Raw genomic sequence first — 22,801 nt, 5'->3', positions numbered from 1 at the left:
TTGGGCCAGGCAGCGTCATGCTTGGTCCTTGACGTGCCTTTAAAAAAAAGTTTGATAGGAATGTATGCGTTCGCACCGAAGCTTATCAACTTACTCGCGTAATTTTTCCCTGCTGCTGACGGCGGTATTGTCGTTCGGCTTGATTTTTGCATTTTATTTGCATTCCGAACGCGCACTCGAAATGGTGCGCGAACTGCGCACCATTTCGTACGCACTGTCAGATGAATTACGTCAGTCATCGGCCGATCTCACGCGCCTGGCACGCAGTTATGTCGCCACCGGAGATCCGGTCTACAAGCGCTCTTACCACGATATTCTGGCTATTCGCGAAGGCAAGCAGGCGCGCCCGGCTGAGGCGGTGCGCCTCGATGGCAAACGGATGACGCTGCCGAGTGCCGCGGCACCAAGCGACACCGTTACCGGGACGAAGATCGCGCTGCTTGATTTGATGCGCATGGCCGGTTTCAGCGATGCCGAGTTCGCCAAGCTGGTCGAAGCAAAAAATAATTCCGATACCCTGACCGCGACCGAATTGAGCGCCATGCATTTGATTGAAACTTCGGTCGATTACACTAGCTCGGATCGCGAAAAAGCCACGCGTATGTTGTTCGACGGACCTTATCTGAGTGCGAAAGCAGCGATAAAAAAGGCGATTGACGACACCTACATCTTGATGGACCAACGCACGGCACAACTGGTATTGCAAACCGAAAAACTCAATGAGTACTTGCGCGCCGGATTTATGTTCATTGGCATCCTGTTCCTGTTTCTGTTATGGCGCTCCTACCGCGCCTTGCTCACTACCATGGGTGCTCCGTTGGAGGAAATTTACTACTCGCTGACACAATTGGGTGGCGACAGTGCCTCCGATTCGTTTGTCGTGCAGCAAGAAACCGAAACCAGTATCAAAGCATGGATTGTTTTGGCGCAGAAAAAACTCGCCAAAACAGCCGCGGAAAATCAGGAAGTCCGCGCGAAAAACCTGCGCCTGACGCGGCTCTACACCATGTTGAGCCAATGTAATCAAGCGATCGTGCGCAGCCATAGCGAACAAGAATTGTTTGACATCATTTGTCGCGATGCCGTGGTGTTCGGCGGCATGAAAATGGCATGGATAGGCATGCAGGATGAGCAAAGTTTGGAATTCAAAGCCGTGGCGCATTTCGGCGAAGGCGCGCATTACATGGCGGAATTGACGATCTCGCACGAACCCAATGAACAGGGTGTGTTAGGGCCAATCAGCAATGTGCTGCAAACCGGCACCGCCTACTGGTGCCAAGACATTGCTAAAGATCAAATTTATGCGCATTGGCATCGTCGCAGTCTCGCTGCAGGTTGGCAGTCGATGGCGATTTTGCCACTGCACAGGCATGGAAAAACACTCGGGAGTTTTAATCTGTTTCTTGATCAAGTCGATGCCTTTGATGATGCTTCCTGTCATTTACTGTTGGAAATCGCGCTCGACATCAGTCATGCCTTGAATCGTTTTGAACTCGAAGAAAGCCGCCGCCTGTCCTTGCAAATGGAAGGCTTGCGTACCTATATGTTGGAGCGCATTACCAGCGCTTCGGCCTTGCCGGAAATCTTGCGCGATGTGGTGCTCAAGCTGGAATTGTTAATGCCCACGAGTATATGCTCGATCGTTTTAGTGGATAAGGATGGTCGCCATTTGCGTACCGGCGCGATGCCCAATGCGCCGGAGTTTTTTGTGAAAGCCATCGATGGAATCGAGATTGCTGCCGGCGTTGGTTCCTGCGGCAATGCCATCGCCACCGGTCAGCGCACCATCGCGGCCGATTTAAGTCAGCATCCGTTTTGGGTCAACTATACCAGTTTGACGGCGGCGGCCGGACTCGGTGCTTGCTGGTCGGAACCGATTTTCGCCGCCAACGGCCAAGTGCTTGGTGCTTTCGCGATTTATCATCGCCAGCCCGGCATGCCACAGGATATACATTTACATTTACTAGAAATGGCAGCGCATTTTATTGCCATCGTAGTTGAGCGCAAGCAATCTGAAGAGTCCTTGCGCAAACTGTCACAGGCGGTGGAGCAGAGCTCCAACGTCATCATCATTACCGACCAGCGCGCGCGCATCGAATATGTCAATGCTGCGTTCTTGCGCAACAGTGGCAAGGCGCTGCACGAAGTGCTGGGGAAACGGCCGATTCTGGGCTTGCCCGGCCGTTCGCTCTGGAGCACTTACAAGGAAATGTTTACCGAACTCAAACGCGGCCAGTCATGGCAGCGCGAGCTCAGCCATATCGATCAACTCGGTGTCGAACGTATCGATGCCATTGATGTCTCGCCGATTCGCGATGCCGCTGGCGGCATCACGCATTTCCTGTTCGTCGAGGAAGACATCACGGAAAAGAAACGCAGCGAAGAACGGATTCAATACCTCGCCCACTTCGACCCCTTGACCGGACTGGTCAATCGCAGTCTGCTCGAAGAGCGTGCGCGTCTGGCCATTGCCCACGCCGCCCGCGCCCAACAGCAGTTGGCCGTGCTGTTATTCGATCTCGATCACTTCAAGGATATCAACGATACGCTCGGGCACAGCAGTGGTGATGCTTTGCTGGTCGAATTGGCGAAGCGCTTGACGGCCAACTTCCGTAGCGAAGATACCATTGCCCGTCTTGGCGGCGATGAATTCGTCTTGATTTTGCCGGGTATTGATGGCAGCGGTGTCGAAGCGGTGTTGGAGAAATTAATGCCGGTCATCAGCGACACTTACCGTATTGGCGGGCACGAGCTCAACGTCACGACTTCGATCGGTATTGCGATTTATCCCGATGATGGGGGCGACCTCGAAACCCTGTCCAAAAATGCCGATGCTGCCATGTACCGCGCCAAGCGCGAAGGTCGCAATGCCTATCGTTTCTTTACTCAGGAAATGCAGGCACGTTCGGCGCGCCATCTCGATCTGGTCAACGCCATGCGGCATGCTTTGGCACGCGAACAGTTTTCATTACATTATCAACCGCAGCTGGCGATCGCCAGCGGTGCCGTGATCGGTGCCGAAGCGCTGCTGCGTTGGCAGCATCCTGCTTTGGGTATGATTGCGCCATCCGAGTTCATTCCCCTGGCCGAAGAAAATGGCATGATATTGGAGATCGGCGAGTGGGTCATACGCAGCGCGGTGTGGCAGCTTAAGGCTTGGCATGAACGCGGGTACAGACAACTGCGTATCGCAGTCAATTTGTCGGCGGTACAATTCCGTCATGCCGATTTACCTGCTTTGATTACCCGGATACTGCAGGCGGCACAATTAGCCCCGGAATTTCTCGAGCTCGAACTGACCGAAAGCGTCGCCATGCATGATCCTGACGGTGCCATCGCGATCATGAATAATCTCTCTGCGCGCGGCGTGCGCATGTCTATCGATGATTTCGGAACCGGCTATTCTTCACTCAGTTACCTGAAGAAATTCAAAGTCTACAAATTGAAAATCGATCGCAGTTTTGTACGCGATATTCATACCGATCCGGAAGACAAAGCCATCGTCAGCGCCGTCATCGGTATGGCGAAAAGTTTGGGTCTGACCACCATCGCCGAAGGCGTGGAAACCTCGGAACAACTCGATTTTCTGCGTCAGCAAGGCTGCTTGGAAGTGCAAGGGTATTTGTTCGCTCGCCCGATGGCGGCCGAAGCCTTCGAACAATTCATGGCAAGCCGTCGCGATCCGCAAGCCTTGTAAGCTTGCGCTGCGCGCTCAGAATTGATGGATAACAGTCTGTGTATGGCTGGTCTTGTTGGCCGTGACGGCCACTGCGCTGATATCGACCGGTCTCGCGTAGATCTTGATACCTGAATGCAGTCGGCGACGCTGTCGTGCTGTTAAAATGCAGGGTCTTTTTTTACAATTACTCTTATGTGCTCAACAGCCGTCACCATCGATGTCCCATTAGCGCAATTGTGTGTGGGCTTGTATGTGCATCTGGATTTGTCATGGCTCGATCATTCCTTTGCATTGAACAGTTTCAAGATCAAGTCGGAACAGGAATTATCGGCGCTGCGCCAGCTTGGCCTCAGCACTATTCGCGTCAATCCGGCCAAATCGGATTGTCGTCCACTTACCCCGCAGGCAGTGCAGGCACGGGCTGTCGAGGCCGTGCCGGAGTTGGCCCAGTCCAGCGCGGAAGAGCAGGCCACGATACGCGAAAAACGCCAACGCATCGAGCGCATGCTCAAAGAGCGTGCCGCTATTTCTCATTGTGAGAAACAATTGCTCAAAGCGGCAGGCACGCTGAAAAGCATTAATCGTAATTTATTTTCCCGGCCCCAAGACGCACTGCGCCAAGCCGATGAAATGATAGAGCAAATGCTCAGTTCTCTGCTCATCGACAAAGATATCGCGATTCACTTGATGAACGATAAAATCGTCGGCGAAGAAACCTACTACCACTCACTCAATACCGCCGTGTTGACCATGATGCTGGCCAAGGCACTCGGTTTTCCGCCGGGCGACATCAAGTTGCTCGGTATGGGCTGCGTGTTTCATGACATCGGCAAGATAGAAATTCCTGATCGCATCGTCAATAAAGGCAGCGACTTGACGCGAGCCGAACAAAACTTACTGCAGCAGCATGGCCATTACGGCTTGCAGATCGCCGACAAACTCGGCTTGCCGAAAGCGGTTCGAGACATCATCGCTCAGCATCACGAATATGCCGATGGCAGCGGTTATCCGCTGGGCTTGAAGAGCGAACAAACGTCCGCGCTCGCACGTATCGTCGTCATTACCAATACCTACGATAATTTATGTAATCGCCCGAATCCGGCCGACTCGATGAGCCCGCACGAAGCGATGTCACATATGTTTGGCAAAATGCGCAAGCAATTCGATGCTGCCGCGCTCGCCTTGTTTATTCGTTGTATGGGTATTTATCCACCGGGGACGCTGGTCAAATTATCCGACGGCAGCTTGGGCATGGTGATAGCGGTCAATTCCGGGCGGCCGTTACGGCCCAGTGTCTTGATTTACGATCCGGCCGTGCCTGTTGCTGAAGCCATCATTCTCGATTTGGAACACGAGCCGCTGCTCGAGATCAGTGCCAGCCTGAAACCGGCACAACTGAGCCCGGAAGTGTATGCCTACCTGAGTCCGCGCAAACGCACCACCTACTTTTATGATGATGCCAAGCCGAGCTTGAAGTCATCCTGAGATTGTCAGCGTGGCAGCGCCGCGATCAGGTCGGCGAAACGTTCACCCTGAATCGTGATGTGCGCACGCAGCAGCAGTGCGGCGCGATCGGCATCACCAGCTAAAATCGCCTGCACCACCTCGTCATGTTCGTGAAACGAGGTGTTGACGCGGTCACGCACGCGCAGTTGCAAGCGTCGGTAAGGGCGCAAACGCCGATGCAGATTATTGGCTTGCGAGGCGAGAAAGCTGTTGTGGCTGCCACTGTAAATCAGGCTGTGAAAAATTTCGTTCTGATAAAAATAGGCATCGGCATCGGCCGAATCGGCCGCCTCCTGGCAGGCTTGATGGGCCTCTTTGAGTGCCAGTTGTTCCGGCTTGGACATGCGGCGCGCCGCCATGCGACCGCACATTGCTTCAAACTCCGCCATCACCTCAAACATTTCCACCAATTGCCCGGCATCGACGGTGGCCACGTAGGCACCGCGCCGTGGGCGCATGTCGACCAAGCCCATCGACGCCAGTTGGATCAAGGCTTCGCGTATCGGTGTGCGCGACACGCCGAATAAGCCGGCCAATTCGGTTTCATCGAGGTGCTGGCCAGGCGGTAGCTTGCCCATGGCGATCATTTCTTCGATTTCTTCGCGCAGGGTGGTGGAGCGGTTCTTCATGGTTTGTTGTTCTGGATGGAGTGGTTATTTTGTCTAAGTATATATCACTCTTGACTTTGAATGCAAAATAGCAGATCTTGTATACAAGAATAGAAATAAACGACGGGGCGCGCCTATTTTTTTATGTAAACTAACCGTCACATGCAGAGCTCTTCAGTCGGCAAGATAGCCGACGGTGAGCAATCTGATTCATTCCAGCCCGTCCAGGAGACACCATGAACGACACCACCCGCAGAACCCTGCTGCAAGCACTCGCTGCCGCCCCATTTTTGTCACTGCTATCGCCGGCTGCTCAGGCCGAGGCGCTGACTTTAAAAATTTCCCATCAATTTCCCGGCGGTACAGTCGACAGCGGCGATTTTCGTGATCGCCTGTGTCGCCTGTTTGCGGCCGAGGTGCAGAAGCGCAGCAATGGCGGCATGAAGTTCGAAATTTACCCGGGTTCCTCGCTGATGAAGACGAATGCCCAGTTCTCGGCCATGCGCAAGGGTGCACTCGACTTGTCCTTGGTACCCTTGTCGTACGCCGGTGGGGAAGTACCGGAGGTGAATATCGGCCTCATGCCCGGACTGGTCCCCTCGTATGAAATCGGGGCGGCTTGGAAGACGGCCGAAGTCGGCAAAGAACTCAACCGCATTTTGCTGGAAAAAGGCATCGTCATCGTCAGCTGGATTTGGCAAGCCGGCGGCGTCGCTTCCCGCTCCAAGGCGGTGATCGACCCTGAAGATGTCAAGGGGATGAAAATCCGCGGCGGTTCGCGCGAAGTTGATTTGGTACTCAAAGCTGCCGGTGCGGCGGTGGTGTCCTTGCCATCGAATGAGATTTACGCCGCCATGCAAACCGGCGCGATGGAAGCGGCCATGACTTCCTCGACTTCTTTGATTTCTTTCCGACTCGAAGAAGTCTCGAAGTTCCTCACCAGTGGCCGTGGTCAGAGTTACTGGTATATGTTTGAACCTTTGATGATGTCGAAAGCAATTTTCGATAAACTCAGCCGCGAGCAGCAAAGCTTGATCATGACAGTCGGTGCCGAGCTCGAACAATTCGCCATCAAGGCCGCCAAACAAGATGATCTGGCAGTGGCGACCGTGTATGAAAAGAAGGGCGCGAAAGTCGTCGATTTGAGCCCGGCCAGCGTGAAAAAATGGCAGGCCATCGCGCGTACGACGGCGTGGAAAGACTATTCAGACCGCAATGAAAGCTGCGCCAAACTGATGAAACTGGCGGAGAAACTGCTATGAGTCATGGCTTTGAATTCGGCCCTGCCAATGCGCTACAGTTACCGGCACAACCGCTGTTGCGCGCCTTGGTACAAGCGCAGCAGTGGCTCAACCGGCAAATCGTGCGCCTCAGTATGTTTGCCATGTTACTGACCGCGCTCATTCTCAGCTATTCGGTGGTGAGCCGGTATTTGTTCAACGTCCCCACCGATTGGCAAGATGAAGCGGCGGTCTTTATGCTCATCGGTGTGAGCTTTTTCACGGCCGCGTATGTGCAGTCTTTACGTGGACACATAGGCATTGAAGTGCTGTCGGCGATCTTGCCGGCGCGGATAGATCGTTGGCGGCGTTGGTCGGTAGACTTGATCAGCCTGGCATTCTGTGCTTTTTTCTCATGGAAATCTTGGACCCTGTTTCATGAAGCCTGGGTAGAAGGGCAAACCACTTCCTCGACTTTCGCACCGCCATTGTGGATTCCCTATGCCATGATGGCCGCTGGCATGACGCTATTGGCGCTGCAAATCCTACTACAATTGTTGTGCGCCTTGAGTGCGCCACCGGCAGCCGCAAAGGAGCTCACATGAGTCCGCTCACACTTGGTGTCTTGTACGGCATCGTTACTTTGGTGGTGATGTTTTCCGGTATGCCGATCGCGTTTGCGCTCGGCGTGGTCGCCACCAGCTTCATGTATCTGTTCATGCCGGCGGCTTCGCTCGATACGATTACCCAGAACGTTTATGAAGAAATGGCTTCGATCACGCTGCTATCGATTCCGCTGTTTATTCTCAAAGGTGCGGCCATCGGCAAGTCACCGGCCGGGCGCGATCTGTATTCGGCGATTCACGCATGGTTGCATAAAGTACCGGGCGGCTTAGGCATTGCCAACGTCTTTGCCTGTGCCATGTTTGCTGCTATGGCGGGCTCCTCGCCGGCGACTTGTTCGGCCATCGGCTCGGCCGGTATTCCGGAAATGCGTCGACGCGGCTATTCTCCCGGTTTCGCTGCCGGCATCATCGCTGCTGGCGGCACCTTGGGTATTTTACTGCCGCCTTCGATCACCATGATTTTATACGCGGTGGCGGCGGAACAATCGCTGGGAAGATTATTCCTCGCCGGCATCGGCCCTGGTGTGCTGCTGGTGCTGCTGTTTTCCGGCTATGCCATGTATCGTGCCCGCCGCGAATACCAACTCGCTTACCGCGCTTATGAAAACCATGGCACGGCTTCGGCCTATTTGGAAACCGAGCACTTTACGCTGCTGCAAAAAGTGGAAATGCTACCGCGTGTGCTGCCTTTCGTGATTCTGCTGATCGGTGTGATGGTGGCGCTCTATGGTGGTTATGCTACGCCGTCGGAAACCGCCGGTCTCGGTGCCTTGTTGGCGATGCTGTTGATCGCGGTGGTGTATGGGGTATGGCGGCCGCGTGATATTGCGCCATTTATTTCTGCCACCATCAAAGAATCGACCATGCTGCTGTTTATTATCGGTATGTCGCTGCTGTATTCCTATGTGATGAGTTATTTGCATATCAGTCAGTCCGCTGCTTTGTGGGTAGTCGATCTGCAGTTAAGTAAATGGATGCTGCTCGCAGTGATTCTGTTGATGGTCATCGTCTTCGGTTTTTTCTTGCCGCCGGTATCGATTATTTTGATGATGTGCCCGATTATTCTGCCTCCGCTGAAAGAGGCCGGTTTCGATTTGATCTGGTTCGGCGTCGTCATGACCATCGTCATGGAAATGGGCCTGATCCATCCACCGGTAGGTTTGAATATTTTTGTCATCAAAAATATTGCGCCCGATATAAGTCTGCGTGAAATTATTATCGGCGTGCTGCCGTTCTTGCTACTGATGTTGGTGGCGGTGCTGTTGTTGTGCGTCTTTCCACAGATCGTCACCGCCTTTCCCGACCGTTTGATGGGAGTGAAATAATGAGCTCGACGCCGCAGTGGAACCGCTTGCAAACCAATCGAGCGCAGCGCTTGGCACGCGTGCAGGCAGTGTTAGGTAATGATTTGCACGGGAAAATCTTTCCGCACGCACGCATCGCCGACGCCTTGCATGCCGTGCTGGAAGTGGGCGACCGGGTTTGCTTGGAAGGGAATAACCAAAAGCAAGCCGACTTTTTAGCGCGCGCTTTGTGCGCGCTTGATGCCAGCCGTGTGCATGATTTACACATGCTGCAATCGGTGCTGGCGCTGCCGTCCCATTTGGATGTGTTTGAAAAAGGCATCGCCAGCAAACTCGATTTTTCGTTTTCCGGGCCACAGGCGGCGCGGCTGGCACAATTGCTCGCAGCCGGCAAACTTCAAATTGGTGCGATTCATACCTATCTGGAATTGTATGCGCGTTATTTCGTCGACCTCACGCCGCGGGTAGCGCTGGTGGCTGCGCAAGCGGCCGACCGCCATGGCAATTTGTACACCGGACCGAATACCGAAGACACGCCGGTCATCATCGAAGCGACCGCGTTCAAATCCGGCATCGTGGTAGCGCAAGTAAATCAAATTCTCGACGTTCTGCCGCGCATCGATATTCCTGCTGACTGGGTCGATCTGGTGGTTGCGGCACCGACGCCGCATTATATCGAACCCTTGTTCACGCGCGATCCTGCGCTGATCTCGGAAGTGCAGATATTGATGGCGATGATGGCGATCAAAGGTCTCTACGCCGAATACGGCGTGCAACGCCTCAATCACGGCATAGGCTTCGACACTGCTGCGATTGAGCTGTTGTTGCCGACCTATGCCGCCAGCCTCGGTTTGCGTGGCAAGATCGCCACCCACTGGGCCTTGAATCCGCATCCGGCCTTGATCCCGGCGATTGAAGCCGGCTTTGTCGAATCGGTGCATTCGTTTGGCTCCGAACTCGGCATGGAAAATTACATTCGTGCCCGCCCCGATATCTTTTTCGTCGGTGCCGATGGCTCGATGCGCAGCAATCGTGCACTCAGCCAGGCCGCCGGCCATTACGCCTGCGACATGTTCATCGGCTCGACGCTGCAAATCGATTTGCAGGGTAATTCTTCTACGGCCACCTTGGGTCGCATCGCCGGTTTCGGCGGCGCACCGAATATGGGGGCTGATGCGCGTGGTCGCCGCCATGCCAGCCCAGCTTGGTTGAAAGCCGGTGCCGAAGCACGCGCCGGAAAAAACACCATGCCACGCGGGAAAAAATTGGTGGTGCAGATGGTGGAAAGTTTTCGCGAACATATGCAGCCGGCGTTTGTTGAGACGCTCGATGCCTGGCAATTGGCCGAACAAGCCGGTATGGCGCTGCCACCGGTGATGATCTACGGCGACGATGTCACACATATTCTCAGCGAAGAGGGGATTGCCAATCTGCTGCTATGTCGCAGCGAAGAAGAGCGTGAACAAGCGATCCGCGGCGTGGCTGGCTATACCCCGGTCGGCTTGGCACGCGATGCGCGCATGGTGGAAAATTTGCGCGATCGCGGCATTATCCGACGCGCCGAAGATATGGGAATCGACAAGCGGCTGGCAACGCGTGATTTGTTGGCAGCGAAAAATATGAAAGATTTGGTGCGCGCTTCGGGCGGTTTGTATCAAGCACCGAAACGCTTCCGTAACTGGTGAGGAATCGACGATGGAAACTCTGTTGTTTCGTTTTGAGAATGGCCAGCCCCGGCCCGCTGCCGCGACCAAATTGGTCGGCGTGGTCAGCTCCGGCAATCTGGAAGTATTAGTCAGTACCCAGGATCTTGGTGCCGCTTGTGAGATCGAAATCTGTACCGCCGCACGCGGCTTTGCACCGATCTGGCAAGCGGTGATGCGGGACTTTCAACAGCGCTGGCAACTCGCTGATATCCGCATCGCCATCAACGATATGGGGGCCACGCCGGCGGTGGTCAGCTTGCGTTTGGATCAGGCGATGGAAAGCTTTCTGGAGCGTACACCATGAGCAGCTATTTCGAAGCCACGGCACGCCAGCGCATCGCCGCCATCGTCAGCCAGTTTCAAGAAATTTTGCCACCATCGGCACGTTGGACCAGCCCGCATCTGCCGCAGCTTGACGCCCCGGTTTCCTTCGACGACGGAGTCATCATCGGCTATGGGAAGTTGGCTGGTCAGCGCGTGTTTGCCGCTGCACAGGAAGGCGGATTCATGGGTGGTGCCGTCGGTGAAGTACACGGTGCCAAGTTGGTCGGTTTGATGCGCAAAGCCTTGATTGAACGGCCGGCAGCACTGATCCTGTTACTCGAATCGGGTGGGGTGCGCTTACATGAAGCCAATGCCGGTTTGATCGCCGTCTCGGAAGTCATGCGGGCGCTGTTGGCGGTGCGCGCGGCCGGCATTGCTGTGATCGTCGCCATTGGTGGCAGTAACGGCTGTTTCGGCGGTATCGGCATCGTCGCCCGTTGTGCCAATGTGGTGATCATGTCGGAAACGGCACGCTTGGCCATGTCTGGGCCGGAAGTGATAGAAACCGCCAGCGGCGTGGAAGAATTCGATTCGACCGACCGCGCTCTGGTATGGCGCACCACCGGTGGTAAACATCGTTATTTGCTGGGCGACTGTCAGATGCTGGTCGATGATCGCTGCAGCGCTTTCGTGGCAGCCATCGCCAGCGCCATCGAACAAGTCGGCAGCGCGGCGGCACTCAACGAGCGCGGTTTGCTGGCGGAACAACAGATGCTGAGCGAACGCTTGGCGCGTTTCGGCACGCTGCGCGAGCCGCAACAAATCTGGACCGCGCTCGGCGTGGCAGATGTGGAGCGTATCGCGATGATGGAAACCGCAGAATTTTTACAACTGGTGCAGGACTTGCCGGCGCGTACTTTGGGAGTCGCATAATGGAATGGCAAACTGTCGCCGCCGCCCTGTTTCCGCTCGGGCACAACATCACCGAACAGGCGGCTCTGCTGCGTGGCAGCGCGCAGTTGGAGGCCGGCACGATTGAAGTCATCGGCACCTGTGAACACACCGCCATCGGTGTTGAAATCGCCTTGGCGCAGGCGCAGGCTGTGTTGGCGACGCTGCGCGATTATCCGCAACGGCCTATCCTGTTATTGGTCGACACCCAAGGACAGCGCCTGCGGCATCGCGATGAGATGTTGGGTATCAACAGCTATATGGCCCATCTGGGAAAGTGCATCGAGTATGCGCGCCAATGCGGCCACCCGGTACTGGCGCTGGTGTATGACCAAGCACTGTCGGGCGGTTTCATTACCAGCGGCATGATGGCCGATGCTTGTTATGCTTTGCCCGAGGCGACCATACGGGTGATGGGCTTGCCGGCGATGGCACGTATTACCAAAGTGCCGCAAGCGCGTTTGACTGAGCTGGCCGTGGACAATCCGGTGTTCGCGCCGGGCCCGCAGAATTATCAACGCATGGGCGCGATTGCACAGATTTGGCAGGGCGATTTGTCGCAAGCGCTGGGCGCGGCCTTGGCCGCCGTCGATACGCAGGACCATCGCATTACCAGCGGTGCCACACGCGGCGGACGGAAGATGGCGCAAACCGTAGTCGATGCCGTATTATCTGAAACGATCGATTGGCATGGGGACTGATCGGCGCTGAGGAAAGTTTTCCTCTTGAGAACGAAGATGGGAATCAATTGGATCCGCTAGAACAATTTCAACGCCATGATTTGGTCTGGCTCTCGGCGTCAGGCTGGGATGCGCTGTGCGCTGCCCAGCCGCTGGCCTTGTTGCCAGCCTTGCGTCATTGGCAACAGCAAGAGTGGCCTTGCGTGGTCAGACGCAGCGATACCGACGCCGCTGCCGATGAAGTTTGTATTGGTATCGCCTTCGCACCACAAGACGGACACAAACTGCGCATCGCCGCACGCGTGCGTTGCGATCAGGTGATCGAGCATCAGCCCGGTTTGGCACTGGCGACCGTGCTGCCCTTGGTGAGTGCAGTGTGGCAGCCGCCTTTGCGGGCACTGCAAGTGGCAGCGAGTACGGTGGGTCTGCGCTTTCGCGTTTATGGTTCGCTCGCTTATGAATTTTTGACCGGGGAAACGTATTTGACGCCCGACTCCGATATCGATGTGCTGTTTCGTCCCGCCGATGCGGTGCAGTTGCAGGCCGGCCTGGCCTTGTTACAGCACTATCAGCAGCAACTGCCGCTCGATGGCGAAGTGATTTTTCCCGGCGCTCAGGCGGTGGCATGGAAGGAATGGTTGTTGGCCGACTCGGTGAGCGAGACCGACTATGCCGCACGGGTATTGGTAAAAGATTTGCGGCAGGTCAGATTACTGCGCAAAACCGACTTATTGCAAAGCTTACAGGCGACTTAATGCACTTATCCGACTATGGCCGGCGCAAACGCGTATCCATTGGTGCTAACTGGCTGCCAATGCAGAGTGCACTGACAGCGCGGCAAATTGCCGTGCTGGCGGTGCGCAGCTTGCATGCCGAATTGTGTCTCTATCCTAAGCCCGGCTTGGTTTCTCTGCGCGACAATGGTAGTCACAGCGATATGCATCCGGCGCTGTTCATGCGCAGCCTGTTCTCCTTGCGCCACTATTTCAAACACATGGCGCGGCTCGGTATGCGTGTGGCTGCATTTACTGAGCTCAAACAAGCCGGTATGTTGGCGGAACAGCAGATGCTGCGGGCGACTGCCCAAGTCAATACCCATCGCGGCGCGATTTTTGCGCTCGGCATGCTGTGTGCAGCCATCGGTGCCTGTGTCGCCCAGTCGCGCGCGCTTGCGGCGGCAGAAGTACGGCGCGTGCTGCAGCAAAATTGGGGCAGCGCTTTGCAACTGCATGCCGCCGTCGTGGCCGTCGTAGCCGACAGCCATGGTCAAGCAGCGGCGCAGCGCTATGCCGTCAGTGGCGCGCGCGAAGAAGCCGCGCTCGGCTTTCCCAGCGTGTTTGAAATCGCCTTGCCGCTGCTGCAGCACAGGCTGGCACAGGGAGGCTCGGCGCAGCAAGCCCGCGTCGATTGCTTGTTTTCCCTCATTGCCGGCCTCAGCGATACCAATCTCTATCATCGTGGTGGGGCGGCCGGAGCGGCGTATGCACGCGCCGCTGCCGCCGAATTTTTAGCCGCCGGCGGCAGCGCGCAGCCGGCTTGGTTTGAGCAGGCACAGACTTGCCATCGGCAATTCGTGGCGCGGCGCTTGTCGCCGGGCGGAGCGGCTGATTTGCTGGCGGCGTGCTGCTTGCTGCAGCAATTGGAACAGTTCAGCGCGGGTGCGCTGGATGGCTGAATTTGCGCTGCTGTGTCCTGGTCAGGGTGCTCAGCATGCCGAGATGTTGGCGCTGGCCGCCGACGACAGCGCTGCCAGCGCGTTCTTGAACGACTGTGAGCAGCGCGGCGAATTCGGCATGCCACTGGCGCAAGCGCTGCACACACCGGCGCACTTGTTTGCCAATCGGTATGCACAACCCTTGATCGTCGCGGCCAGTCTGGCCAATTTCAGTGCAGTGCGCGCCCATTTGCCGGCGATCGATCTGGTCGCTGGTTACAGCATCGGCGAAGTGACGGCACAAGCGTTGGCCGGTGCCTGCAGTTGGCCCGCTGCGGTTGCGTTGGCACGTCAGCGTGCACTGGCTATGGAGTCGTGTTGTGCTGCCGATGCGCCACAGGCGATGCTGGCGGTCGGTGGCGTCGCCATTGCCGAGTTGGCTGAATTCTGCCGCCAACAACACAGTGCCATCGCGCTGGCCATCATCACCGCAGAAAATCAAGCCATCCTGGCCGGCCCGGCGGCGGCTATCGTGCGCGCCGAGCTAGCCTTGCAAGCGCTGCCCAATCGACACCTGAGCCTGAGCACGCTGCCAGTTCACATTGCCTCACACACGCCCTTGATGAGCGCTGCCACGCCGCTGTTGGCCGCCGCCTTGGCGCAGATGACTTGGCACGACAGTGATGTGCCGGTACTGGCTGGGCTGGACGGCCGTATCAGCTTCGTCGCCGCAGAGCTGCAGCAAAATTTGTTGGCGCAATTGAGTCATACCATACGCTGGCACGACTGCATGGATGCGCTCAATGAAGCTGGCGTCCGCGTGGCGCTGGAACTCGGCCCCGGAGCGGCGCTGTCGCGCATGCTACGAGCGCGCCATCGGCACATCGCGGTGCGTTCGGTCAGTGAGTTTCGTAGCATACAAGGGGTAGCACAATGGTTGCAGCGACAAGTCGCTGACTGAACCTAAGATTTTTTCACCAGGAGACCAGCATGAAGCAGTTCATTACCAGGGGCATCGCCATGTGCATCATCAGTACGGTTCAACTCGCTGCCAGCGCGGCGGAACGCTTGCCCACCATCGCGCCGTCACAGTACACGGAGGAGCAGAAGTTGGCTGCCGACGAGTTTTTAAAAACCCGGAAAGTACCGGTGTTCGGCCCGTTCGAATCACTCATGTACAGCCCGCAAGTGATGAGCCAGGCCCGTGCCATGGGCGATTATCTGCGCTACCAATCGGCACTCGGTACCACCTTGAGCGAACTGGTGATCCTGATTACGGCGCGCGAATGGAGCCAAGATTATGAATGGTATGTGCATCATCCGCTGGCCCTCAAAGCCGGTATCGCACCAGCCTTGGCGGCCGCGATTGCCGATGGTCGACGGCCGGAAAAGATGTCGGAAGACGAAGCCATCGTATACGATTTTTCTATCGAATTACATCGTAACAAGCGCGTGTCCGATACCCTGTATGCGCGTGCCGAGCAGCGCTTCGGACGTAAAGGCGTGGTTGATCTGACCGGTATCAATGCCTATTACACTTTGTTGGCGATGCAGATGAACGTGGCGCAGTATCAGTTGCCGGCTGATGGCAAACCGCTGCCGCGCTTTCCGTAAGGCTGGACTACAAAGAAAAAACAAAAGCGAGGAAAATCCTCGCTTTTTTCAATGGCAGCCTGCATTCAAGCGGCTGATCGGCAGCGCTTAATAGCGACGACGAGGCTGGCCGGAATTGCCGCCATTGTGCTTTTCGATATGGCGGAAAGTGATACGGCCTTTGCTCAAATCGTAAGGCGACATTTCTAATGTCACTTTATCACCCGCAAGAATGCGGATGTGATGCTGACGCATTTTGCCGGAAGTGTAAGCGATCAATTGATGACCGTTTTCCAGATTCACGCGAAAGCGGGAATCCGGCAACACTTCTTCTACCATTCCGCTCATTTCTAAAAGTTCTTCTTTTGCCATTGTATATTCACATTCATAAAAGGATAGGTACAGCCAGTTTTTGGCGGTACATGTCGGCCAACGAACCAGATCGCCGGCCGGACGTTTGCAGTTGTTGTTAGCAGTGCGACAGACTGCCAGACGCACCTTGATTTGCACTGTCTGTGCAATCGCGCAAAATTAAGGCATTGTGCAGGCTGGTTTTGCGATGCTCAATCGGTAGCAAGCAAAGACAGTGGGCGTGATTGAAACGAGCTCAAGGTCACCACGACATACAACACAAGGGGTGTCCAAAAATATCACAGAGGCAAGATCATCTGTTTGAACAAAAGAAAACCGGGCTACAAGCGAGGATTATACCCCGATGCGCCGGCTTGCCCGAAAATCTTGCAGGTTTTTTGCTGAAAAAATAGGCTTTCGTGTTTTTTTGTGTAAGATTTTGTCTAATTGTCATGATGCTCAGAGTAATCTCAGCGCGAAATTGCTTGGCATGGTCTTTTTTTACAAAAAAAACCGCGTACTGCGTTTCCGTTCATGCTTTCCGGGAGGATAATCCTTGCATGAATTCTTATTTTACAATGATCGCGCACCAAACGCGCGCTGTCCGCGGCGTGCTGCTGTGCTCCGCTGCCTTGCTGCTCTCGCTACACACGCCCTTACAGGCGGCCGAAACCGAGCTGGAAAAACTGACTGCAACGGAGCTGCGCAGCCGCGTTGCGGCCGGTACCAGCACCATCCTCATTCCGATCGGCGGCACCGAACAAAGTGGGCCGTATCTGGCACTCGGCAAGCATAATCTACGCGGCCAAGTACTGGCACAGCGGATTGCACAAAGCTTGGGCAATGCCGTGGTCGCGCCGGTATTGGCGTATGTGCCGGAGGGGGCGATTCATCCGCCGACCGGGCATATGCGCTTTGCCGGCACGATCTCGATTCCTGAGGCCGCCTTCGAAGCCTTGCTGGAAGGCGTGGCACGCAGTTTCAAGCAGCACGGCTTTCATGATGTGGTATTGCTTGGCGATCACGGTGGCTACCAGAAAAATCTCGAGCATGTCGCCAGCCGTCTCAACCGCGAATGGGCGCACGATCCGCAAACTCGTGTGCATGCGCTGCCTGAGTACTATCAGGCGGTTTCCGTGAGCTACGTCAATACCCTGCGCCAGCGCGGGTTTAGTATGGCCGAAATCGGTACACATGCCGGCTTGGCCGATACCGCCGTCACGCTGGCGCTGGTGCCTGAGCTGGTGCGCAGTGCAGCGCTCGCGCATGCGGGCAAACCGAGTGAGAGCGAGGGCGTGTATGGCGATCCGCGCCGCGCCACGGACGAGCTCGGGCAACTGGCCGTGAAACAAATTATAGAAACCAGCGTGGCGGCGATCAAACGCGCCACCGTGGTCCGATAACGCAGTCTTTTGTAAGAATAGTCAACATGCATTTTAAAACGAATTACCTCGCGCTCGGCGCGCTCATCGCTAGCTTAGGCCTGTGCGGTTTTCAATTGCTCAGCGTGGCGGCCGTGCCGGCAGCGGCTGCAGCCAGTGCCATCAAGACCGTGGCCGGCATGCCGCCAGTACTTGATGCGCACAATCTTTACAGCGCCACCAACAGCAATCAAATCAGCGCTGCTCTGAAAGGCGATTTGGAGCGTGTGTACGTGCCGAATTTGCGCTCCAACGATGTGACGGTGATCGATCCGCTGACCCTTAAAGTGGTCGATAAATTCAAAGTCGGCAAGGCCCCGCAACATATCGTGCCATCGTGGGATTTGCGCACCTTATGGGTGGCTAATAATGCCGAACGCTCTGACTTTGGCAGCCTGACCCCGGTCGATCCGCGCACCGGTAAACCGGGCACGGCGATTCCGGTCGACGACCCGTATAATCTGTATTTCACCCCGGATGGAAAATCGGCCATCGTCGTCGCCGAAGCCAAGCACAGGCTCGATTTCCGCGATCCGCACACGCTCGCGCTGCAATATGCGATCGCCACGCCGCAGTGCGGCGGTATCAATCATGCCGACTTTTCCATCGATGGCAGTTATGCCATCTTCACCTGCGAATTCGATGGCAGTATCGTCAAAATCGATCTGCAAAAACGCAGTGTGCTGGCGTATTTGAAGCTCGCCATGCCGGCTACCCGCTTTAAAGATGTACCGGCTTTAACTGGGCCGACCGCGACAGAAATTTGCTCTTCCAAAAAAGGCATGCCGCAAGATATACGCGTTTCACCCGATGGCAAGCGCTTCTACGTCGCCGATATGGAAGCCGATGGCGTGCATGTCATCGATGGTGATGCCTTCAAAGAAGTCGGCTTCATCGCCACCGGCGTGGCTGCGCATGGCCTGTACCCGAGCCGCGATCACACTAAGCTCTATGTCGCCAACCGCGGCTCACATCGTATTCATGGCGGCAGAAACGGTAAAGGCAGCGTCTCGGTGATCGATTTCGCCAGCGAAAAAGTGGTCGCGCAATGGCCGGTACCCGGTGGCGGCAGTCCCGATATGGGCAATGTCAGCGCCGATGGCAAGTTCTTATGGCTCTCGGGCCGCTTCGATGATGTGGTCTATCGCATCGACACCAGCAGTGGTGTCATGAACAAGATCGCCGTTGGCCAAGAGCCGCACGGCTTGACAGTCTGGCCGCAACCGGGCCGTTACTCACTCGGGCATACCGGGAACTTACGTTGACCTAGCGAAGCGAAGTAAAGCAAAAAAAACCGGCACAAGAGGCCGGTTTTTTTCGTCTGGCATTGCTCCTCAGTGCTTTTTAAAATGCTGACTAATTGCAACAAAATGAAAAGAAGTGACGATTAAGCATCTATTTTGCCGTAGAGTACACAGTGTTGCGCATTGGCCATGATGCCGCCTGTTTTGGGCCTGCTTCGTTCTTTGCTGCGGCTACTCTTTTTCCCGGAAAGTAAGATGAAATTCAAACGCACTATACTTTGTTTGCTGAGCACCATGTCATTGCTGTTAGCCGGATGTGGCGGTGGTGGTGGCAGTACCAGCAGTACCAGCAGTACCAGCAGTACCAGCAGTTCCCCCACCGCTGCCAGTCCGCCGGCCGCGGTCAGTTCAGTGGCGCTGCAAGCGAGCTCCGACACCAGCGTCAACCTGAGCTGGCCGATTGCTGCCGGTGCCAGTTATTATGAAGTTTGGCGCAGCAATGGCGGCGGCACTTTCGCTTTGCTCGGTCACGTATCGCTCACCGGGTATACCGACAGCGGCTTGAGTGCCGCGAGCACCTATACCTACCGCGTGGTGGCGTGCTCGAGCAGCGCCTGTGCCAGCGGCTATGAAATTTCGGCCACTACCAAAGCCAGCACCAGTTTGGCGATTCCGGCGCAGCCGGCCATGCCGACAACGAGTGCGATCGCGAGTGAGCAGATCAGCTTGGCTTGGGCCGCAGTCGATGGTGCTGCTTACTATCAATTGCAACGCAGTACTTGGGTCGTCGGCAATGGTGCGCAAATCAGCGCGCTCAGCTATATCGATTCCGGCCTGACTGCTGCGACCAGCTACAGTTATCAGGTGCGCGCCTGTAACGCCAGTGGCTGTTCGGGCTGGAGTGCCGCAGCTGCGTTTGTAACCTTGACCTTGCCAGTTGTTCCTCCCGTGGTTCCACCGGTCGTTCCACCCGTGGTTCCACCGGTCGTTCCGCCAGCAGTCCCGGCAGCGGCCACGGCAGTTGTCGTCAACAGCAGTAGCATCACCGTCTCTTGGGCCAGCGTTACTGGCGCGCTGCGCTATGTGTTAACACGCGATGGCATCGATATCGGCGGCACCACACTGACTAGCTTGAGTAAAATTGATACCGGTTTGGCGCAGAACAGTAGTCACAGCTATCAAGTGCAAGCCTGTAATGCCAGTGTTTGCTCCAGCGCCAGTACTGCGACGCTGGCGACCACCAGAGCGATTGACAATATCTTGCTCAATGTCAGTGGTTTTGACAATACTTCGGGTGCCAGCATCATCCTGCGTGTCAACGGTGCCAATGATAGCGGCGGCGTTTATGGCTTGCAGTCGCTGTATAGCAACGGCGTGACAACGAGCTTCATACCAACCCAGAGCGGCCGAAGTTACAGCGCGACGATAGCGACCCAAGCAAACAATGGCCAGATCTGTAGCGTCAGTTCGGCTTTGGTCGGGGTGCCGGCGGCCTTGGTCGATGTCACCATCAATGTGAATTGTTTGAGTCCAGCCATGCTGAGTTTTGCCAATATTAATGCGAGTACCGTAGTCGGCGTCAGTGGCAATATAATACAGGTAGCACTGGCCCAATCTTTGGCCGGTGTGACTTTGCCTACCAAAGCCGTGCGTTACAGCAGCAGTAATCCGCTGGTGGCGAGCGTTGACAGCATCAGTGGTGCGGTCACAGCGCTGAGTGTTGGTAACGCGACAATCTCGGCCGCTTTGCCGGCCGATCAATACACGGCTACTCCGGCCAGCTATCGCCTGACGGTTGGGGCGAATAGCGCGGCCACCCGTCTGGCCCATGTGGAAGTAGCGCAAAGTTTGGCGCAACGGCCGGGTAGTCTGTATCAAATCCTGACGCCGGGTTGCGATGCCTTGGTGCGCGTGTATCTGTATGCCAGCGCCAGCGGCCCTGTCAGTGTGCCGGCCGTGTCGATGCGGGTGCGCGGCAGCAGTAGCGCCATCACGCTGACTTGTCCGACCAGCTTGCCGCTCTACGATGGTGACGTCAATCTTTCTTATAGCCTGAGCGGCACCTGCTATGGCACGCTACCGGGTAGCTTGGTCAATCCTGGTCTGGTGCTCGATATCGCCACCACCGATGCGCAGACCATGGCAGCGGCACCGAATGTCAATACCAGCGATACGCTTAATCTGATGTTGGTGCCACTGACCATCAATGCCTACACGGCGACACTGCCGACCAATGCGCAGGTCATGGCCGTCTTCAAACGCATCATGCCGCTGGGTAATGTGGTCGTCACCGTGCATGCGCCGTGGACGCCGGTCGGCAGCTTCGCCGACTCCTTGACCGGCACCGGTCAGTACGGCAATGTACTCAGTCAAGTCGACCAATTGCGCGTGGCTGAAAACAGTCAGAAGCATTATTTCGGCATGATCCCTGCGGTTGCCGCCAATGGCACGGCCGGCCTCGGTTACGTGCCCGGCTTGACAGCCATCGGCAATGACATGCGTGGTGGTGCTTACTCACTCAATAATGTGCTGGTGCATGAAGTAGGCCACAATCTGAGCCTGTTACACGCGCCTTGCGGTGGTCCCACCGGCACCGATCCCTATTTCTCGACGCTGCCTTTGCCTTGGTTCGGCGCCGACGGTGCCAAACTGAGCGATGTGCCCTTGTTCGATCAAGGCAGTAATCTCTTGAGTTCACCCGTGGTCAGCGGTGCAAAATTGACCGATTTGATGGCGTATTGCAGTGGTACTTGGCTGTCCGAGTACAGTTACCAAAAAGTGGCGCTTTACATCCGTGGCCGTACCAATTACCAAACTGTGTTGGCGGCCGACCACGCCGCGCTGCAGAGCCAGACTGCGAGTGTGCCAATGATGCTCGTTTCCGGCGTCATCTCTGCCGATGCCCATGTCACACTCAACCCGGTGCAGTCGCTCATTGGCACGTATGTTGATGCGCCGGAAGGCGGCCGTTACCAATTGCGCATAGTCAGTAACGATGGCAAGACCACTTACCGCAGCTTCCAAGTACAAGAAGTCGATCACCTGGCGGAGCTGCATTTTAACCTTGTGATGCCGGCGATTTCAGGCATCGTCAGCATCATGGTGCAAAAGGATGCGCAGCCGCTCGCTACCGGCATGCTGCCGGCCCCAAGCGTGCGCAACATGGGTGTGAGTGCCTTGTCCGCAGCCGCGCGCCCTGAGCTGGCCGACATCAAACAAGTCGGCAAGCAATTGCAAGTCAGTTGGAACAATACGCGTTATCCGTGGCTAAGCGTGATGTTGATGAGCAAGGGCGGCAGCCGTCAAGCGCTGGCGATGAATGCCGTCGGTGGCAATCTGAACCTTGACCTGAGCACTGCCGCGGCTGGCGATACGCTGCAGATCTCAGTCAGTGATGGTTTGAACAGTTTGTTGAAAACCGTGCTCGTGCAGTAATTGCAGGGCGGCCTGATGGTGGGCGCTGCTTTGCAAGCGGCAACTGAGCGCTCATGCGCTCGCTTAATCTGTTGAAATGTGAAATTTGTCGAGCTGATGTAATCGGGCCTCTTTCGAGGCTCGATTCCGTTTTGTCGCTCAGGCTCCTGGGAGTCGAAAGCTTATCCTCAATCTGATAACTGAAATAAGCTCGCGCAGATGGTTTGGGACGCACAGAGCGGCAAAGCGCTTGAATCTTTAGCGCGGTCATATTCGCTGCCGGGAGATTGTTCGGCTGTTCTGAGCGTTAATTTTTCTCCACCCAAAGACCCAGCGGACGAGCTTGCCTACCCAGAAGGCTATACCTATACATGGGCAATTTTGGCACCAGGAAAGCTTCCTCAGTTGCGCGCTGAAGTTCGCGCTTCCTGGGCGCAATGCCGATATCTGCGCCTTGTTCGTAATGGCGACAGCTGCCTCAGAACCGACACCAAAGCGTGTCGGTTTTTTTATGCCTTGCTCCGGTGTTTCTAATTTCCGACATTGTCGATTCAGATGATGAACAATGGTCACAATATCA

General features: G+C 56.0%; 18 protein-coding genes. 16 read left to right on the top strand and 2 right to left on the bottom strand.

Annotation, left to right across the window (positions count from 1 at the left end; translation table 11 throughout):
• Window positions 1-64: 64 nt before the first annotated feature.
• Window positions 65-3,697: an EAL domain-containing protein gene (locus tag RHM61_RS04440; RefSeq protein WP_322249942.1), complete on the top strand. Its 3,633-nt coding sequence runs from the start codon at window positions 65-67 to the stop codon at window positions 3,695-3,697.
• Window positions 3,698-3,871: 174 nt separating this feature from the next.
• Window positions 3,872-5,164 carry an HD-GYP domain-containing protein gene (locus RHM61_RS04435; protein WP_322249941.1) on the top strand — a complete coding sequence of 431 codons (1,293 nt, stop codon included), beginning with the start codon at window positions 3,872-3,874 and terminating at the stop codon, window positions 5,162-5,164.
• Between the two features lie 5 nt (window positions 5,165-5,169).
• Here the strand turns inward: RHM61_RS04435 and RHM61_RS04430 are convergent, their stop codons facing one another.
• Window positions 5,170-5,814 (bottom strand): GntR family transcriptional regulator, encoded by a 645-nt coding sequence (locus RHM61_RS04430; protein ID WP_322249940.1) that lies wholly within the window; start codon window positions 5,812-5,814, stop codon window positions 5,170-5,172.
• 215 nt (window positions 5,815-6,029) lie between these two features.
• Between RHM61_RS04430 and dctP the strand changes: the two genes are divergently transcribed.
• Genes dctP through RHM61_RS04375 form a run of 11 tightly spaced genes read left to right on the top strand, consistent with a single transcriptional unit; the run spans window position 6,030 to window position 15,812 of the window.
• A complete protein-coding gene (dctP, locus tag RHM61_RS04425; protein ID WP_322249939.1) occupies window positions 6,030-7,055 on the top strand; it encodes a TRAP transporter substrate-binding protein DctP in 1,026 nt (341 codons plus the stop codon).
• Window positions 7,052-7,618 (top strand): TRAP transporter small permease, encoded by a 567-nt coding sequence (locus tag RHM61_RS04420; RefSeq protein WP_322249938.1) that lies wholly within the window; start codon window positions 7,052-7,054, stop codon window positions 7,616-7,618. Before dctP ends, RHM61_RS04420 begins: the two co-directional genes overlap by 4 nt.
• A complete protein-coding gene (locus tag RHM61_RS04415; protein WP_322249937.1) occupies window positions 7,615-8,964 on the top strand; it encodes a TRAP transporter large permease in 1,350 nt (449 codons plus the stop codon). The genes RHM61_RS04420 and RHM61_RS04415 overlap by 4 nt, the downstream gene beginning before the upstream one ends.
• Window positions 8,964-10,628: a malonate decarboxylase subunit alpha gene (gene mdcA / locus RHM61_RS04410; protein WP_322249936.1), complete on the top strand. Its 1,665-nt coding sequence runs from the start codon at window positions 8,964-8,966 to the stop codon at window positions 10,626-10,628. Before RHM61_RS04415 ends, mdcA begins: the two co-directional genes overlap by 1 nt.
• 10 nt (window positions 10,629-10,638) lie before the next feature.
• Window positions 10,639-10,953 carry a malonate decarboxylase acyl carrier protein gene (mdcC, locus tag RHM61_RS04405; RefSeq protein WP_322249935.1) on the top strand — a complete coding sequence of 105 codons (315 nt, stop codon included), beginning with the start codon at window positions 10,639-10,641 and terminating at the stop codon, window positions 10,951-10,953.
• Complete coding sequence (locus RHM61_RS04400) at window positions 10,950-11,846, top strand: biotin-independent malonate decarboxylase subunit beta (RefSeq protein WP_322249934.1); 897 nt, start codon at window positions 10,950-10,952, stop codon at window positions 11,844-11,846. The genes mdcC and RHM61_RS04400 overlap by 4 nt, the downstream gene beginning before the upstream one ends.
• Window positions 11,846-12,565: a biotin-independent malonate decarboxylase subunit gamma gene (mdcE, locus tag RHM61_RS04395; protein WP_322249933.1), complete on the top strand. Its 720-nt coding sequence runs from the start codon at window positions 11,846-11,848 to the stop codon at window positions 12,563-12,565. The genes RHM61_RS04400 and mdcE overlap by 1 nt, the downstream gene beginning before the upstream one ends.
• 47 nt (window positions 12,566-12,612) lie before the next feature.
• Complete coding sequence (gene mdcG, locus RHM61_RS04390) at window positions 12,613-13,299, top strand: malonate decarboxylase holo-[acyl-carrier-protein] synthase (RefSeq protein ID WP_322249932.1); 687 nt, start codon at window positions 12,613-12,615, stop codon at window positions 13,297-13,299.
• Window positions 13,299-14,219, top strand: a complete 921-nt coding sequence (gene mdcB / locus RHM61_RS04385; RefSeq protein WP_322249931.1) for a triphosphoribosyl-dephospho-CoA synthase MdcB — start codon at window positions 13,299-13,301, stop codon at window positions 14,217-14,219. The genes mdcG and mdcB overlap by 1 nt, the downstream gene beginning before the upstream one ends.
• Complete coding sequence (locus RHM61_RS04380; RefSeq protein ID WP_322249930.1) at window positions 14,212-15,159, top strand: ACP S-malonyltransferase; 948 nt, start codon at window positions 14,212-14,214, stop codon at window positions 15,157-15,159. The genes mdcB and RHM61_RS04380 overlap by 8 nt, the downstream gene beginning before the upstream one ends.
• 29 nt (window positions 15,160-15,188) lie before the next feature.
• On the top strand, window positions 15,189-15,812 hold the full coding sequence (locus RHM61_RS04375; RefSeq protein WP_322249929.1) for a carboxymuconolactone decarboxylase family protein: 624 nt from the start codon (window positions 15,189-15,191) through the stop codon (window positions 15,810-15,812).
• Between the two features lie 87 nt (window positions 15,813-15,899).
• Here RHM61_RS04375 and infA read toward each other — a convergent pair whose 3' ends face one another.
• Window positions 15,900-16,163, bottom strand: coding sequence for a translation initiation factor IF-1 (infA, locus tag RHM61_RS04370; RefSeq protein ID WP_322249928.1), 264 nt, complete (start codon window positions 16,161-16,163; stop codon window positions 15,900-15,902).
• Between the two features lie 539 nt (window positions 16,164-16,702).
• On the opposite strand from infA, the gene RHM61_RS04365 reads away from it, so the two are divergent.
• From RHM61_RS04365 to RHM61_RS04355, 3 genes are all read left to right on the top strand, one after another.
• Window positions 16,703-17,545, top strand: a complete 843-nt coding sequence (locus tag RHM61_RS04365; RefSeq protein WP_322249927.1) for a creatininase family protein — start codon at window positions 16,703-16,705, stop codon at window positions 17,543-17,545.
• Window positions 17,546-17,571: 26 nt separating this feature from the next.
• A complete protein-coding gene (locus RHM61_RS04360) occupies window positions 17,572-18,828 on the top strand; it encodes a YncE family protein (RefSeq protein WP_322249926.1) in 1,257 nt (418 codons plus the stop codon).
• 234 nt (window positions 18,829-19,062) lie between these two features.
• On the top strand, window positions 19,063-22,242 hold the full coding sequence (locus tag RHM61_RS04355; RefSeq protein WP_322249925.1) for an Ig-like domain-containing protein: 3,180 nt from the start codon (window positions 19,063-19,065) through the stop codon (window positions 22,240-22,242).
• The last annotated feature ends 559 nt before the right edge of the window (window positions 22,243-22,801 follow it).

It is taken from the genome of Undibacterium sp. CCC3.4, assembly GCF_034347425.1.
Classification (GTDB): domain Bacteria; phylum Pseudomonadota; class Gammaproteobacteria; order Burkholderiales; family Burkholderiaceae_D; genus Undibacterium.
This window is presented reverse-complemented; position numbering and strand designations above follow the sequence as displayed.